General features: G+C 71.2%; 16 protein-coding genes. 11 read left to right on the top strand and 5 right to left on the bottom strand.

The annotated features are described in order from the left end of the window. Positions 1-112 precede the first annotated feature (112 nt). Together IFU19_RS03990 and glgA are read right to left on the bottom strand one after the other, a co-directional pair. Positions 113-895, bottom strand: a complete 783-nt coding sequence (locus IFU19_RS03990; RefSeq protein ID WP_055940109.1) for an ABC transporter ATP-binding protein — start codon at positions 893-895, stop codon at positions 113-115. 121 nt (positions 896-1016) lie between these two features. Beyond that, positions 1017-2207, bottom strand: a complete 1191-nt coding sequence (gene glgA, locus IFU19_RS03985; protein ID WP_192012988.1) for a glycogen synthase — start codon at positions 2205-2207, stop codon at positions 1017-1019. Positions 2208-2283: 76 nt separating this feature from the next. Here glgA and glgC point away from each other — a divergent pair, with 76 nt between their 5' ends. Beyond that, a complete protein-coding gene (glgC, locus tag IFU19_RS03980; protein WP_055837638.1) occupies positions 2284-3528 on the top strand; it encodes a glucose-1-phosphate adenylyltransferase in 1245 nt (414 codons plus the stop codon). Positions 3529-3683: 155 nt separating this feature from the next. Here glgC and IFU19_RS03975 read toward each other — a convergent pair whose 3' ends face one another. Next, positions 3684-4157 (bottom strand): S-ribosylhomocysteine lyase, encoded by a 474-nt coding sequence (locus tag IFU19_RS03975; RefSeq protein ID WP_192012987.1) that lies wholly within the window; start codon positions 4155-4157, stop codon positions 3684-3686. 121 nt (positions 4158-4278) lie between these two features. Here IFU19_RS03975 and serB point away from each other — a divergent pair, with 121 nt between their 5' ends. Next, entirely contained in the window at positions 4279-4920 is a 642-nt protein-coding gene (serB, locus tag IFU19_RS03970; RefSeq protein WP_192012986.1) for a phosphoserine phosphatase SerB, read from the top strand. Between the two features lie 209 nt (positions 4921-5129). Here the strand turns inward: serB and fabG are convergent, their stop codons facing one another. After that, on the bottom strand, positions 5130-5840 hold the full coding sequence (fabG, locus tag IFU19_RS03965; RefSeq protein WP_055837650.1) for a 3-oxoacyl-ACP reductase FabG: 711 nt from the start codon (positions 5838-5840) through the stop codon (positions 5130-5132). Between the two features lie 281 nt (positions 5841-6121). On the opposite strand from fabG, the gene IFU19_RS03960 reads away from it, so the two are divergent. From IFU19_RS03960 to IFU19_RS03945, 4 genes are all read left to right on the top strand, one after another. Then, positions 6122-6838: a DUF4190 domain-containing protein gene (locus IFU19_RS03960; RefSeq protein WP_342030296.1), complete on the top strand. Its 717-nt coding sequence runs from the start codon at positions 6122-6124 to the stop codon at positions 6836-6838. Positions 6839-6955: 117 nt separating this feature from the next. Then, entirely contained in the window at positions 6956-7330 is a 375-nt protein-coding gene (locus IFU19_RS03955; RefSeq protein ID WP_082516580.1) for a DUF3099 domain-containing protein, read from the top strand. Next, positions 7327-7533, top strand: coding sequence for a hypothetical protein (locus IFU19_RS03950; protein WP_192012985.1), 207 nt, complete (start codon positions 7327-7329; stop codon positions 7531-7533). Before IFU19_RS03955 ends, IFU19_RS03950 begins: the two co-directional genes overlap by 4 nt. A 132-nt stretch (positions 7534-7665) precedes the next feature. Beyond that, positions 7666-8520 (top strand): SURF1 family cytochrome oxidase biogenesis protein, encoded by an 855-nt coding sequence (locus tag IFU19_RS03945; protein WP_192013332.1) that lies wholly within the window; start codon positions 7666-7668, stop codon positions 8518-8520. A 53-nt stretch (positions 8521-8573) separates the two neighbouring features. On the opposite strand, the gene IFU19_RS03940 is transcribed toward IFU19_RS03945, so the two are convergent. Then, positions 8574-10181 (bottom strand): PucR family transcriptional regulator, encoded by a 1608-nt coding sequence (locus IFU19_RS03940; protein ID WP_192012984.1) that lies wholly within the window; start codon positions 10179-10181, stop codon positions 8574-8576. A 98-nt stretch (positions 10182-10279) separates the two neighbouring features. Between IFU19_RS03940 and IFU19_RS03935 the strand changes: the two genes are divergently transcribed. The 5 genes from IFU19_RS03935 to menC are packed head-to-tail and all read left to right on the top strand — an operon-like array spanning position 10280 to position 14853. After that, positions 10280-11179: a transporter substrate-binding domain-containing protein gene (locus tag IFU19_RS03935; protein WP_192012983.1), complete on the top strand. Its 900-nt coding sequence runs from the start codon at positions 10280-10282 to the stop codon at positions 11177-11179. Beyond that, positions 11176-12114 carry an ABC transporter permease subunit gene (locus tag IFU19_RS03930; RefSeq protein WP_192012982.1) on the top strand — a complete coding sequence of 313 codons (939 nt, stop codon included), beginning with the start codon at positions 11176-11178 and terminating at the stop codon, positions 12112-12114. The genes IFU19_RS03935 and IFU19_RS03930 overlap by 4 nt, the downstream gene beginning before the upstream one ends. Next, positions 12111-12893, top strand: coding sequence for an amino acid ABC transporter ATP-binding protein (locus tag IFU19_RS03925; RefSeq protein WP_342343375.1), 783 nt, complete (start codon positions 12111-12113; stop codon positions 12891-12893). Before IFU19_RS03930 ends, IFU19_RS03925 begins: the two co-directional genes overlap by 4 nt. After that, positions 12890-13711: a GNAT family N-acetyltransferase gene (locus IFU19_RS03920; protein WP_192012981.1), complete on the top strand. Its 822-nt coding sequence runs from the start codon at positions 12890-12892 to the stop codon at positions 13709-13711. Before IFU19_RS03925 ends, IFU19_RS03920 begins: the two co-directional genes overlap by 4 nt. Further along, positions 13708-14853, top strand: a complete 1146-nt coding sequence (gene menC, locus IFU19_RS03915) for an o-succinylbenzoate synthase (RefSeq protein ID WP_199858597.1) — start codon at positions 13708-13710, stop codon at positions 14851-14853. The genes IFU19_RS03920 and menC overlap by 4 nt, the downstream gene beginning before the upstream one ends. Positions 14854-14857 lie beyond the last annotated feature (4 nt).

Raw genomic sequence — 14857 nt, 5'->3', positions numbered from 1 at the left:
GGGAGGTCCTTTGAGAAGTGGTGCCCTGGATTCTGCCAGGACGTCAAAGTCGGCGGCGCCGTAGGCACCAACGGAAGAGTCTACCAGGCCCGCACGCGAACGCCGGTCGCGCTCAGACCGCGCGCGCCGCGTAGCGGCCGGCTTCGTGCGTCAACGTGATGTTCAGCCCGAACGTCGACGAGAGGTTCTCGGCCGTGAGGGCCTCATCGAGGGGTCCGGATGCCACGACCTCGCCGTCGCGCAACAGCAGCACGTGCGTGAAGCCGACGGGGATCTCCTCGACGTGGTGCGTCACCATCACCATCGCGGGCGTCGTGGGGGCCTGCGCATATCCCGACAGCAGTGCGAGCAGTTCCTCGCGCGCGCCGAGGTCGAGGCTGGCCGTGGGCTCGTCGAGCAGCAGCAGTTCGGGGTCGGTCATGACGGCGCGGGCGATCTGCACGCGCTTCTGCTCGCCGTCGCTGAGCGTGCCGAACGTGCGGTCGGCGAGGTGGTCGAGCTTCCACTCGGCGAGCACCCGCAGCGCGCGTCGCTCGTCGATGTCGTCGTAGTCCTCGCGCCAGCGCCCCACGACCGAGAACGCGGCGGTGAGCACCACGTCGAGCACGCTCTCCTCGGGCGGGACGCGGCGGGCCATCGCCGACGAGGCGAAGCCGATGCGCGGACGCAGCTCGAACACGTCGGTGCGCCCGAGCTGCTCGCCGAGGATCGTGACGGAGCCCGAGGTGGGATGCAGAAGCGTGTCGGCGAGCTGCAGCACCGTGGTCTTGCCGGCGCCGTTCGGTCCGAGGACGACCCAGCGCTCGTCATCCGAGACCGTCCAGTCGAGGTGGGACACGATGTCCCGACCGTTGCGGCGGACGACGACATCGGAGAATTCGAGCACCTGCGGCATGGGGCTAGCCTACTGGCCCCGACACGCCGGGCCGGGTGCGACGCGGCCCGCGCGGCGAGGCGCCGCGGCACCGCGAGGCCCGAGACCTCGGCGTACCGCGCGCACCCGACGGCGCCGCCCGCTACTTCCCCGCCACCTCCGCGTACAGCGCCGTCGTGGTCTCGGCGATCGCCGCCCAGCTGAAGTCGTCGATGGCGCGCTGGCGACCGGCCTGTCCGTAGGCGCGGGCGGTCTCGGCATCCGTCACCACCTCGGTGAGCACGCGGGCCAGGTCGTCGACGAAGCGCTCGGGGTCGACGGGCGTGCCCGTGCCGTCCTGCACCTGCTCGATGGGCACGAGACGGCCGGTGACGCCGTCGACGACGACCTCGGGGATCCCCCCGGTGGCCGTGCCGACGACCGCGGCACCGCACGCCATGGCCTCGAGGTTCACGATGCCCAGCGGCTCGTAGACCGAGGGGCACACGAACGTCGTCGCCGAGGTGAGGATCGCGCACAGCTCGCCCCGCGGCAGCAGTCGGTCGATCCAGACGACGCCGTCGCGCGTGGCCTGCAGACCGCGCACGAGCTCCTGCACCTCGGCCATGATCTGCGGGGTGTCGGGCGCCCCCGCGCACAGCACCAGCTGCACCTCGGGGGGCAGCTGCTCCGCCGCGCGCAGCAGGTAGGGCAGCCCCTTCTGACGGGTGATGCGTCCGACGAACACGACCGAGGGCCGCGCGGGGTCGATGCCGACCGACGACAGGAACGCGTCGTCCGACACCGGATGCCACGACTCGGTGTCGATGCCGTTGTAGATCACGCGCACCTTGGCGGGGTCGAGAGCGGGGTAGCTGCGCAGGATGTCGTCGCGCATACCCGAACTCACCGCGACGACCGCGGCGGCTCCCTCGTAGGCGGTCTTCTCGATGTAGCTCGACACGGCGTAGCCGCCGCCGAGCTGCTCGGCCTTCCACGGGCGCAGCGGCTCGAGGCTGTGCGCGGTGACGATGTGCGGGATGCCGTGCAGCAGCGACGCGAGGTGTCCGGCGAAGTTCGCGTACCAGGTGTGGGAGTGCACGACGTCGGCGCCGGCGATGTCGGAGACGATCTCGAGGTCGGTGCCGAGCGTCTGGATCGCGCCGTTCGCGGAGGAGAGCTCCGCCGGGACGCCGTACGACGTCGTGTCGTCCTCGTCGCGCGCCGCACCGAAGGCGCGGACCTGCACCTCGGTGCCCTCGGCACGCAGCGCGCGCACCAGTTCGGTGGCGTGGACACCCGCACCGCCGTAGATCTCCGGCGGGTATTCCTTGGTCACGATGTCGACGCGCATGACACGAACGGTAGTACACCCGTCAAGCGACGCGCCGCGTGTAGTCGCGGGAGTTTTCGACCCCTAGTGTGGTGCCATGCCTGCAGCGCCGAAGGTCTTCGGAATCATCCTCGCCGGCGGCGAGGGAAAGCGTCTCATGCCCCTTACGGCCGACCGCGCGAAACCCGCCGTGCCGTTCGGAGGCCAGTACCGCCTGATCGACTTCGCCATCTCCAACCTCATCAACTCGGGGTTGCGTCAGTTGGTCGTGCTCACGCAGTACAAGTCGCACAGCCTCGACCGCCACATCTCGCAGACCTGGCGCATGTCGCCGATGCTGAACGCCTACGTGGCGTCGGTGCCGGCGCAGCAGCGTCTCGGCAAGCGATGGTTCTCGGGTTCGGCCGACGCGATCCTGCAGTCGATGAACCTCATCCGCGACGAGAAGCCCGACATCGTGGCCGTCATCGGTGCCGACCACGTGTACCGCATGGACTTCAAGCAGATGCTCGACGCGCACATCGCTTCCGACGCCCGCGCCACGGTGGCCGGCATCCGTCAGCCCATCGGGCTCGCGAATCAGTTCGGCGTCATCGACACCGACCCGACCGACCCCACGAAGATCCGCGCGTTCCTCGAGAAGCCGCAGAACCCCACCGGACTCGCCGACGCCCCGCACGAGGTGCTCGCGTCGATGGGCAACTACATCTTCGACGCCGATGCGCTGGTCGAAGCCGTCACGCACGACGGTGAGCTGCCGACCTCGGCGCACGACATGGGCGGCGACATCGTGCCCTGGTTCGTCGACCGCGGCGAAGCGGCCGTCTACGACTTCCAGCGCAACGACGTTCCGGGCTCCACGCCGCGCGACCGCTCGTACTGGCGCGACGTGGGCACGATCGAGTCGTTCTACGACGCCCACATGGACCTGATCTCGACCCTGCCGATCTTCAACCTGTACAACACCGACTGGCCGATCTACTCGCAGACGTTCAACGCCCCGCCGGCGAAGTTCGTGCGCGACTCGGTCGGACGCATCGGCAACGCGATCGACTCGATCGTCTCGCTCGGTTCGGTGCTCTCGGGCACCCACCTCGAGCGCAGCGTCGTCGGCCCCTGGGCCCTCGCGGGTGGCGGCTCGACCATCACCGACTCGGTGCTCTTCGACAGCGTGCAGGTCGGCGCGGGAGCCCGCATCCACCGCGCGATCCTCGACAAGAACGTCGTGCTCGAACCGGGCGCCACCATCGGCGTCGACCGCGAACGCGACCTGGCCCGCGGTTTCACCGTCACCGAGACGGGCATCACCGTCGTCGGTAAGGACGTGCACGTCCACGCGTGAGCGTGATCCAGACCCCGGATGCCGGGATCCTGGATGCCGGAAGGGGCGGTGACCGCGATGGTCACCGCCCCTTCCACGTTCTTATGGGGCGACGCTCAGACACCTACGCGCGTGAACGCGTCCCGGCTGATCACCGCCTCCGCACCGACGTCGGATCAGACGCCCACGCGCGCGAACGCGTCGCGGCTGATGCCCTTGTCGAGCACGACCTTCGACCACTCGCGGGCGCTGTGCAGGCTGTGGTCGCGGTAGTTGCCGCAGCTGAACGCGTCGGTGCCGGGCACGTCGTCCCACTGCACGTCGTCGGCGATCGCGCGCAGCGAGCCCGTGATGGCCTCGACGAGGTCGGCAACCGCGGGCTCGCCCCACATGATGACGTGGAAGCCGGTGCGGCATCCGAACGGCGAGATGTCGATGAGACCCTCGATGCGGTCGCGCACGAGGCTCGCGAGCAGGTGCTCGATCGTGTGGAGCCCCGCCGTGGGGATCTCCTGCTCGTTCGGCTGCACGAGGCGCAGATCGAAGTTGGAGATGACGTCGCCGCGCGGGCCCGACTCCGAGCCGATCAGGCGCACGTAGGGCGCCAGCACGGCGGTGTGATCCAGGGTGAAGCTCTCGACATCGGCCATGGAGGGTCCCTTCTGAGGGGTTCGGGGTACCGCGAAAGCCTACGCGGCGATGCCGGTGACGGCGCCGCGCGTGACGCCGCGCGACGCGGGACCCGCGGCCCGACCCGCTAGGGTCGAGCGCGTGCCTGCGCCCGCCCGATTCCTCGTCGTGCTCGATGCCGACTCCACCCTGATCCGCAACGAGGTCATCGAACTCCTCGCCGACGAAGCCGGCCGAGGCGCCGAGGTGGCCGCGGCGACCGAGGCCGCGATGCGCGGCGAGGTCGACTTCGCCACGAGCCTGCGCTCGCGGGTCACCGCCCTCACGGGCGTGCCGACCGAGGCCTTCGCCCGGGCGATCGCCCGCATCGAACCCACGCCCGGCGTGCGCGAACTCATCGCCGCTGTGCACGAGCGCGGTGGGGTCGTCGGCGTCGTGTCGGGCGGGTTCCACGAGGTGCTCGACACCGTCGCCCCCGACCTGAGAGTCGACGTCTGGCGCGCCAACCGGCTCGTCGCCGTCGACGGCGCGCTCACCGGCGAGGTCGACGGCGCGATCGTGGATGCCACGGCGAAGGCCGAGACGCTGCGCGCCTGGGCGGCGGAACACGGCGTGCCCCTCTCACTCACCTTCGCGATCGGCGACGGCGCGAACGACCTCGAGATGATGGCGACGGCCGGCCTGGGGCTGGCGTTCAACGCCAAGCCCGCCGTGCGCGAGCGCGCCGACCTCGTGATCGGCGACGTCGACCTGGCCCAGGTCATCGCGCTGCTGCCGCGCTGACGCGGCGGGCGTGGACGGCGCCGCGCCCTGCATGGCCGGGTGTGGTTCGTCGTGCGCCGGCGAACCGACGGCGCGGTGCTGACGGTCTCGGCACGCATCCCCACCGACCCGAGCCCGCTCCACGACGACCGCCGGCACGGCATCCCGTTCACCGTCGTGACGTGCACCCTGTCGGCCGACGACCCGCGCCCCAGGAGGGTCCTGCCTCGTCAGTGCCCCATGCCGAGGCCGCCGTCGACCGGGATCACGGCGCCCGAGATGTAGGCGGCGTCATCGCCGGCGAGCCAGGTGACGACACCGGCGACCTCGTCGGGAGAGGCGAAGCGCCCCGCGGGGATGCTCTTCTTGTAGTCGGCCTGCGTGTCGGCCGGAAGCTCGGCCGTCATGTCTGTCTCGATGAAGCCCGGAGCAACGACGTTCGCGGTGATCCCGCGCCCCCCGAGCTCGCGCGTGAGTGAGCGGGCGAAACCGACGAGGGCGCTCTTCGACGCCGCGTAGTTGATCTGACCGGCCGAACCGTACAGTCCGACGACGCTGGAGATGAGGATGACGCGGCCCCACCGTGCCTTCAGCATGCCCTTCGAGGCACGCTTGACCACGCGGAACGCTCCCCCGAGGTTCGTGTTGACGACGCTGTCGAAGTCGTCTTCGGTCATGCGCAGCAGCAGAGTGTCCTTGGTGACGCCGGCGTTGGCCACGACCACGGCGATCGGTCCGAGCTCGGCCTCCACCCGCGAGAAGGCGGCGTCGACGGCGGCGGCGTCGGTGACGTCGGCGCGCACCGTGAGGGTGCCCTCGGGGCCCTCGCCCGAGCGGGCGGTGACGGCGACGCGCCACCCCTCCGCGACGAAGCGCTCGGCGATGGCACGACCGATGCCCCGGTTTCCACCGGTGACGACGACGACGCGGTCCTGAGACATGGGTGAGACTCCTGCGCTTGCGAGGGACGGAACCGACTCAGCCTACCGAGGCTGACGTCCGAGCCGTGGAGCGCGGGCTCGGGGCTCGGGCTCGAAGCGCGGCCGCGGAGCACGGGCACCGGCACGGAGCACGGCACCCACGACGACGGGCGCGGGGGAACCCGATGCCACCCGTCCGCGCGCCCCCACCGCACCGCCGCCCGCCTCCCGCGAGCCCCGGAGGTTTGACACGGCCCGAGCGGCGCTGGAACTCTGGAGCGACGCACGATGAAAGGGACCCCGTGAGCGACGACCGCACGACCGACCCGAACCAGCCCGCCGGTTCGTCCGACGCCAGCGCCGACGCCTCCGGCGTGCCGGTGTCGCCGTACGCTCCCCCGACGGGCGACCCCTCGCCCGGCGCGAGCCCGTTCGACGGCGGCGACGCCGTCTCGAGCGACGGTGCCCCGTCGGCATCCGGTACGGCTCCCGAGGCCCCGGCAGCCCCGGCTCCGGCCCCCGGTGCCGCTCCCGAGGCGCCGTACGGGTCCGCCCCCGCCGCCCCGGCGTACGGTGCTCCCGCGACCCCGCCCTACGACGTGGCGGGCGACGCGGCATCCACCTCCGGCGCACCGGCCTACGGCGCCCCCGCCTACGGAGCGCCGGCGTACGACGCCCCCTCCGATGCACCCGCGTACAACCAGGCGACCGCGGCCTACGGTGCGCCCGCCTACGGCTACGGATACGCCGCAGCGCGCACCAACACCCTCGCGATCGTCTCGTTCATCGCGTCGTTGGCCGGGGTGTTCGTGCTGCCGGTCATCGGCCAGATCGCCGGGGTGGTGATGGGGCACATCTCGCTCTCTCAGATCAAGTCCCGGGGGGAGAAGGGCCGCGGCCTCGCCCTGGCCGGCGTGATCATCGGTTACGCCACGCTCGCCCTCGGCGTGCTGGCCATCATCGCGTTCGCGATCTTCATCGGAGCGCTCGCGAGCGCACCCGGGTCGCGGTACTCCTGAGACCGCAGCGCCTCGCGCCGACGGCACGGGGAGGGGGCGACGCGCTTGTCACGACGTCGAACAGACGTGGCGTCCACCCACCCCGTGCGTTCGTGACGGGCGTACTGTGGTCTCACTGTGAAGACACCGTCCCGTGCCCAATCCGCGACGTCGCTCCCGAAGGCACCCCGGGACGACGCCGACTCCCGTTTCACGAAGTACATGGTGATGATGGGGATCCGTATCGCCTGCTTCATCGCGATGGCGGTCATCACTCCCTACGGCTGGTACACCTTCGTGTTCGCCGCGGGGGCGATCTTCCTGCCCTACCTCGCCGTCATCGTGGCGAACGTCGGCCAGGACGCCGCACCGAGCACGGCGATCAACCCCGAACGCGCCATCGACGCACCGCGGCCGGCCGCGCCGACGCCGGCCCCCGCGGCCGACGAGCCGCTCGTCATCCGCATCGCCGAGAGCCCGCGCCTCGCCCCGCCGCGCGACGACCGGTCGTGACCGAGGCCGCCGCCGAGTGTTCGCGGGCCGGATGCCGTGACGCCGCCGTCTGGGTCATCGGCTGGCGCAATCCCCGCATCCACGCCGCCGACCGCAGGAAGACCTGGGTCGCCTGCGACGCGCACGTGGCCTATCTCCGCGAGTTCCTCAGCGCCCGCGACTTCCCGGTCGACGTCGCCGCCCTCGCGCGGGACGCGGGATGAACTCGCGCACGCCGCCGATCGACGTACGCTGGAAGGCGTGGCCGAAAGCTTGCAGGTGAGCGCGCGCGAGACGCGGCAGAGGGACGGTGCGGCGTGAGCGCCCGCGAGACCCCCGCAGCCGCGCGCTGGGCCATGTACGTGGGCGTGGCGATCCTGTTCGCGATCGCGTGCGCCTTCCTGTCGAACTGGCAGTTCTCGCGCAACGCCGAGCGCAGCGAACAGCTGGAGCTCGTGGCGAACAACTACGACGCCGCCCCGGTCGCCCTGGGCGATCTGCTCGCGCCCGGCGCGGAACTCACCCCCTCCGACGAGTGGCGGCCCGTACGCCTCGAGGGGCGGTACCTCGCCGACGAAGAGCTCCTCGTGCGCAACCGCGCCCACGGCGGCTCCGCCGCCTACGAGCAGCTCGTGCCCTTCCGCCTCGACGACGGACGCACGCTGCTCGTCGACCGCGGATGGCTCCCGCCCGGCAACAGCCAGTCGCTCCCCGACGACATCCCCGACCCGCCGTCCGGCGAGGTGACCGTCGAGGTCCGCCTCCGTCCGGGCGAGGCCGCCCCCACCTCGGGCCGCACCGCGGAAGCCGGCCAGGTTCCCACCATCAACCTCGGCCTGGTCGCCGAGCAGACAGGCCCCCTCGAGCCCGGCGCGTACGGACTGCTGATGTCCGAGACCCCCGCCCCGGCCACCGCGCCGCTGACGGTCGATCCTCCGAGCAACGATCCCGGCCCCTACCTGTCGTACGCGATCCAGTGGATCCTCTTCGCCCTCATGGGCTTCGGGTTCATCACCTACGTGATCGTGAGCGAACGGCGCCTGCGCCGCGAGGACACCGAAGACGACGATGACGACGTCGTTCCCGCCGCCGCGCCCGTGCGCGCCGGCGAGGGCCGCCGCCGCGTCGACCCGGTCGCCCTGCACCGCTCGCGCAAGCTCCCCCGCGACCGCGATGCCGACGACGAGGACGCCCTGCTCGACGCGCGGTGAGGCAGCGACCTCGATCGTGCCGCGCGCCGGCACGTGCGGTGCAGAGGCGCGGTCTACTTCTGCAGCTCGAACGTCCGAAGCTGTAGCCAGAGGGCCAGCCGCGAGGCCGGATCCTCGAGGGGGAGGGCGAACTGCTCCGCGGCGCGGCGCACGCGGTACCGGAGCGTGTTGGGATGCACCCCCAGTCGCGCGGCCGCGGCGCGCACGTCACCGTGCTCCTCGAACCACACCAGCAGCGTGCGCCGGTAGTCGGTGCCCTGCTGTTCGTCGTTGTCGAGCAGAGCGAGGATGCCGGGAGACAGCAGCCGCGCATCCGCGGCGAGTTCGTCGCGCACGCGCTGCAGGAGCACCCGCTCCCGGACGTCGTCGAGGCGCCCCACGCGCGGGAGTTCCGGGTCGGACGACAGTTCTCTCAGGATCTCGTCGATCTCACGGCGAGCGGCGACCAGGTCGGCGACACCGTCGATCGCCCCGGCGACCCCCGCGCGCACCTGATCGCGGAAGCTGCGGGCCAAGGCCGCGACGCCCTGCTGAGCGAGCCGCAGGGCGGCCTTCTCCCCGCCGTCGGGCACGAGCACGTACACCGCCGACGGAGTGTCCACGAGGCCTGCGTCGGGGCGGAACGTGGCCACGAAGCGTGAGAGTGCGTGCGAGAGATACGGCAGGATCGTCAGCCACTCGGCGCCGACGCGCGAGGCGGCGAAGCCCACCAACCCCGGGCGAGCCCCGGGCGAGAGTGCCAGGCGGCGCTGCGTCTCGCGATCGCTCCACCGGCCCTCCAGAGCGCCGCCCACGACATCGGCACGCAGATGGAGCCTCACCTCGTCGTTGGTGCGACGCCGCAGCATGTGCAGCGCCGCCAGGCTCGCCGCCTCGCGGAGGGTGCGCTCACCCGCCTCGCTCACCCCACCGGGGGGATCGATCACCCAGATCGACCCGAGCGCGCGCGTCCCTGCCGTGACGGCCAGGGCTGTGCGAGCCAACGCGTCGTCGACCTCGGGGAAGTGCACCACGCCCGCAGCGGCGAACAGGGCGCGGTACCGCTCGATGTTGTGGGCGACATCCGGCACCCGGCGACCCAGGATGCCCTCCTCGCGGAGCCGGTCGAGGAGGTGCCCCTCGATCACGGAGTAGGCGACCACGCTGCGATCGAGATCCTCGATCGCGACGGCACCGCCGATGCCGGCGGCCGCCGCGTTGGCGAGCGCGAACAAGGTGTCCGGCGCCGACCGCGTGCCGTCGACGGCGCTGGATCCCAACGCGGATTCGAGCACCGACACCACATGCTGCCAGGCGGCGGCGTCATCGACGGCGAGAAGGACCACCCCGTGGCGAGCGGCCCTCTCGACGGCGGCCTCCACGTCGAGCCCACGCACCTTGACCGCCACGCCCGGGCAGCCCCGCTCCGCGGCGTGGGCGAGCAACGCCTCGAGATCGTCGTCCACCCGCGCGGCGGGCACCAGGAGCAGCGCTTGGGCGACGTCGGGAAGCGGGTCGCTCGGATCGTGCAGCACGATTCGCGCGACGACCGCCGCACCGCCCGCCCCGCTGCCGTGCCCCTCGCCGAGGGGGTGCAGCATCGCTGGTCCCACGCGAGCGAGAAGGGTGTCGAGGGTCGATGACTCCTCGCCGTCGGGAATGAGTCGATCGGCTAACGGCATGCCGTGATCTTAGGCCGATCCGACACACCGCCCCGCACGCCCGCTCTTTAGCGTGAGAGGTGTCCTGCCCCACCCGAAGAACGAGAGCGAGAACCCCCGTGGCTTCCTTCCGCACCGCCTCCCCGATCGCCGGCTCCGTGGCCGTCAGCGCCGTACTCCTGCTGACCCTGGCAGGGTGCGCCGCCCCGAATACGGCCGCCCCCACGCCCAGCATGAGCGCCGCGCCGCTGGCATCCCTGGTCCCCGCCGAATTCAGCGACGGCATCAATGTCGCGAGCGGCATCTACGCCCCCATGGTGACGCGCTCGGACACCGGCGAGTGGGGAGGCTTCGACTACGACCTCGGGCAGGCGATGTCCGCCCAGCTCGGCGTGCCCTTCACCTTCGAGGTTCAGGACTTCACCAGCATCATTCCGTCACTGCAGTCCCAGAAGCACGACATCATCATGTTCGGCATGAACGACACCGCCAAGCGCCGGGAGGTGCTCGACTTCGTCGACTACTTCGAAGCGGGCCTCGCGATCATGGTCGAGAAGGGCAACCCCGCCGGGATCACCTCGATGAGCGACCTCTGCGGAAAGAGCGTCGCCGTGGCCAAGGGCACCACCCAGGCCGATTTCGTCGCCGCCGAATCGGCGAAATGCGCCAGCGGCGCCATCACCTCGATCGAGCTGCCGACCGAGAACGACGCCATCCTCGCCGTGAAGTCCGGCCAGGCCGTCGCCGACGTCTTCGATGCCGCTCCTGCCGCGTACGCCGCGCAGACCAGCGGCGACGGCGACGACTTCGAGGTCGTCCACGACCCGGCGAACCCCGCCGGCTACGGTGTCGTGTTCACCGGCATCGGGGTCCTGAAGGAGAACTCCGCGCTCACCTCCGCCCTCGAGGCCGCTCTGCAGGCGGTCATCGACGACGGGACGTACACGACGCTGCTGCAGAAGTACGACCTCGGCGACTACGCCGTCCCCGCCGCCACCGTCAACGGCACCCTGCAGTGACGACCACCCTTTCGACGAACGACGACGTCGTCGCGACCCCCGTGCGGCATCCGCTGCGCTGGGTCGCGGCGACGGCCGTCGCCCTGCTGTTCGTCGCCTTCGCCGTCTCGGTCTGGGGCAACGACAACATCGAGCACGAGGTCATCGAGAAGTACCTCTTCGCGACGCCGATCCTCGAGGGCGTCGTCACCACCATCGTCCTCACCGCCTGCTCGATGCTGCTGGCCGTGTCGTTGGCGGTCGTGCTCGCGGTGATGCGCCAGTCGGCCAACCCCGTGCTGCGCACGTTCTCCTGGCTGTACACCTGGTTCTTCCGCGGCACGCCGCTGCTGGTGCAGATCGTGTTCTGGGGCTACCTCGGACTCCTCTTCCAGGACATCACCCTCGGCATCCCGTTCACCGACGTGGTGATCTTCACCGCGCCCACGAGCACGGTCATCACCCCCTTCATCGCCGGCGTGCTCGCCCTGGGACTCAACGAGGCCGCCTACGCCTCGGAGATCGTCCGCGCCGGCCTGCTGTCGGTCGATCGCGGCAACCGCGAGGCGGCGCTGTCGCTCGGAATGAGCGAGGCGGCCACCATGCGGCGCATCGTGCTCCCGCAGGCGATGCGCGTCATCATCCCGCCGATGGGCAACGAGACCATCTCGATGCTCAAGAACAGCGCCCTGCTCGAGCTCATCGCCGTGCAGGAGCTGTACACCCGCGCGACCGACATCTCGGCCCAGAACCTCCGGCAGGTGGAACTGCTCGTGGTCGTGGCGGTGTGGTACCTCATCCTGACCTCGATCCTGTCCATCCCCCAGTACTACCTGGAGCGCCGTTACGGCCGAGGGATCGGCAGGATCCTGCCGCCCACCCCGCGCCAGCGGGCCTTCGACCTCGCCGACCGGGTGATCGCGCGCCTGCGCCGACGAAAGGAGACGACCCCGTGACCACCACTCCCTCCCCCACCCTGACCCTCGTCGACGCACGACAGGTGCGCAAGAGCTTCGGCACGCACCGCGTGCTCGACGGCATCGACCTGCGCGTCGACCAGGGAAGCGTCGCGTGCCTGCTCGGTCCGTCCGGCTCGGGCAAATCGACGTTCCTCCGCTGCATCAACCACCTCGAATCCATCGACGGCGGGCGCATCCTCGTCGACGGCGAACTGATCGGCTACCGCGAGCACCGCGGCGGACTGCGCGAGATGCGTCCGCGCGAAGTGGCGGTGCAACGCCGGAGCATCGGAATGGTGTTCCAGCGCTTCCACCTGTTCCCCCACCTGACGGCGCGGGAGAACATCATCGAGGCACCGATGCGGGTGGCCGGCCGACGCCGTGCCGACGCCCTGGTCGACGCGCGCGAACTCCTCGACCGCGTGGGTTTGGCCGATCACGCCGACCACTACCCGGCGCAGCTCTCGGGCGGTCAGCAGCAGCGCGTGGCGATCGCGCGGGCCCTCGCCATGCGCCCGCAGCTCATGCTGTTCGACGAGCCGACCTCGGCGCTCGATCCCGAGCTGGTCGGCGACGTCCTCGGCGTGATGCGCGACCTCGCACGCGACGGGATGACGATGATCGTGGTGACCCACGAGATCGGATTCGCCCGCGAGGTCGCCGACACGGTGGTGTTCATGGATGCGGGGGTCGTGGTCGAAGCCGGCACCCCCGACGAGGTGATCGGCGCGCCGCGTCACGAACGCACCCGCGCGTTCATCGAGAGCGTCCTGTGAGTGCCCCCTCGACGCTCCCCGGCCTCGCCGCTGCCGATCGGGCCTGGGGCGAGGCGTCCACTCGCTCCGGCGTTCGCGTGCGAGCGGTGACGGATGCCGAGGGGGCCCGCGCCGCGATGCAGCTCATCGGCGACGTCTGGGGACCCGACAACCGCATCGCCAGCACCGGACTCCTCGTCGCCCTCGCCCAGACCGGCAACCACGTCGCGCTCGCCGAGGACGACGAGGGCGTCGCGGGCGTCTGCGCGGGGTTCGTGCACGCCGACGATCCGACCGCGCTGCACTCGCACGTCGCGGCGACGCGGCCGGGTACCTCGGGACGCGGGATCGGCCTCACGCTCAAGCTCCAGCAGCGCGCCTGGGCTCTGCACCGGGGCATCCGGACGATCACGTGGACCTTCGATCCCCTGGTGCGCCGCAACGCCCACTTCAACCTGACCCGTCTGGGTGCGCGCGGCGTGGCGTACCTGCCCGATCTCTACGGGCCCATGCAGGACACCCTCAACCGGGGCGAGCCCAGCGATCGCCTGCACGTGACGTGGGAGCTCTCCCACCCCGCAGCGGTGTCCTCGCCTCCGGGACCGGTGCCGGACGTGCTGTCGGAACGCGACGGCTCTCCCGTCGTCGTCCCCCTGCCCGCCCGGGGATACGGAGTGGTCGTGATCCCCGCCGACATCGAACGTCTGCGCTCCCTCGACCCGCGACGCGCCCACCGGTGGCGGCTCGCCGTGCGCACCGTTCTCACCACGGCGCTCGCCGAGGGCTGGCACATCGACGGCTTCCTCCGCGACCGCGGCTATCTCCTCCGAAAGGCATGACCGTGCACCTGTTGTCGCTCGACCTCCTGACCCTCCGTCTCCCCCTGGTGAGTCCCTTCCGCACCTCGTTCGGCGTGCAGACCGATCGCACGCCGATGCTCGTCCGCGTCGAAGCGGCGGTCGGCGCGCGCACCGTGATCGGGTGGGGCGAGTGCGTGGCTCTCCCCCGTCCCGTCTACTCGTCCGAGTTCCTCGACGGGGCGCGCCAGATCATCGCGAGCGAGATCGCGCCGGCCCTGCGGTCAGCGCAGACGAGCGGCATCGAGGTCACCGCCGAGAACGTCGGCGACCTCCTCGCGCCCATCCGGGGCCACCGGATGGCCAAGGCCGCGGTCGAGATGGCGGTGCTCGACGCACAGCTGCGCGCGAGCGACCGCTCGTTCGCGTCGTGGCTCGGCGTGACCGCGACCCGGGTGGCATCCGGGGTGTCGGTCGGCATCCAGGATTCCGTGCCGATGCTGCTCGACGTGGTCGGCGGGTATCTCGCCGAGGGGTACCGACGCGTCAAGCTGAAGATCGAGCCCGGGTGGGACGTCGAGCCCGTCCGGGCCGTCCGCGAACGCTTCGGCGACATCCCCCTGCAGGTCGACGCGAACACCGCGTACCGGCTGGGCGCCGCGGCGCACCTGCGGCGGCTCGACGCCTTCGACCTCCTGCTCATCGAGCAGCCCCTGGCCGACGAGGATCTGCGCCAGCACTCCCTCCTGGCCCGACAGCTCCAGACCCCCGTCTGCCTCGACGAGTCGATCGTCTCGGCGGAGACGGCCGCGGATGCCATCGCGCTCGGCGCCTCGGCGATCATCAACGTCAAGCCGGGACGCGTCGGCGGCTACGTCGAAGCACGGCGGGTGCACGACGTCGCCCGGGCCCACGGGGTGCCGGTGTGGTGCGGCGGCATGCTCGAAACGGGCATCGGGCGGGCGGCGAACGCCGCGTTGGGGGGTCTTCCCGGCTTCACTCTGCCCGGCGACATCTCGGCATCCGACCGCTTCTACCGCGAGGACATCACCGCGCCCTTCGTCCTCGACGACGAGGGGTTCATCGCCATTCCCCGCGGGTCCGGGTTCGGCGTGGAGCCCGACGAGGATCGCGTCGCAGCGGCGCAGATCCACGCCCAGCGGGTCGATCTCTCGCACGGATGAACAG

Source organism: Microbacterium sp. CFBP 8794 (genome assembly GCF_014841235.1).
In the GTDB taxonomy this organism is placed as follows: Bacteria; Actinomycetota; Actinomycetes; order Actinomycetales; family Microbacteriaceae; genus Microbacterium.
The sequence above is the reverse complement of the archived record's forward strand: the minus strand, read 5'-3'. Positions and strand labels throughout refer to the sequence as shown.

Bases quoted from the DNA above. Each gene is read 5' to 3' on its own strand.
- IFU19_RS03975 (WP_192012987.1), bottom strand. From the start codon at position 4,157: ATGGCCGATGTCGAGAGCTTCACCCTGGATCACACCGCCGTGCTGGCG.
- glgA (WP_192012988.1), bottom strand. From the start codon at position 2,207: ATGCGCGTCGACATCGTGACCAAGGAATACCCGCCGGAGATCTACGGC.
- menC (WP_199858597.1), top strand. From the start codon at position 13,708: ATGACCGTGCACCTGTTGTCGCTCGACCTCCTGACCCTCCGTCTCCCC.
- fabG (WP_055837650.1), bottom strand. From the start codon at position 5,840: ATGTCTCAGGACCGCGTCGTCGTCGTCACCGGTGGAAACCGGGGCATC.
- IFU19_RS03940 (WP_192012984.1), bottom strand. From the start codon at position 10,181: ATGCCGTTAGCCGATCGACTCATTCCCGACGGCGAGGAGTCATCGACC.
- IFU19_RS03945 (WP_192013332.1), top strand. From the start codon at position 7,666: ATGTACGTGGGCGTGGCGATCCTGTTCGCGATCGCGTGCGCCTTCCTG.
- glgC (WP_055837638.1), top strand. From the start codon at position 2,284: ATGCCTGCAGCGCCGAAGGTCTTCGGAATCATCCTCGCCGGCGGCGAG.
- IFU19_RS03990 (WP_055940109.1), bottom strand. From the start codon at position 895: ATGCCGCAGGTGCTCGAATTCTCCGATGTCGTCGTCCGCCGCAACGGT.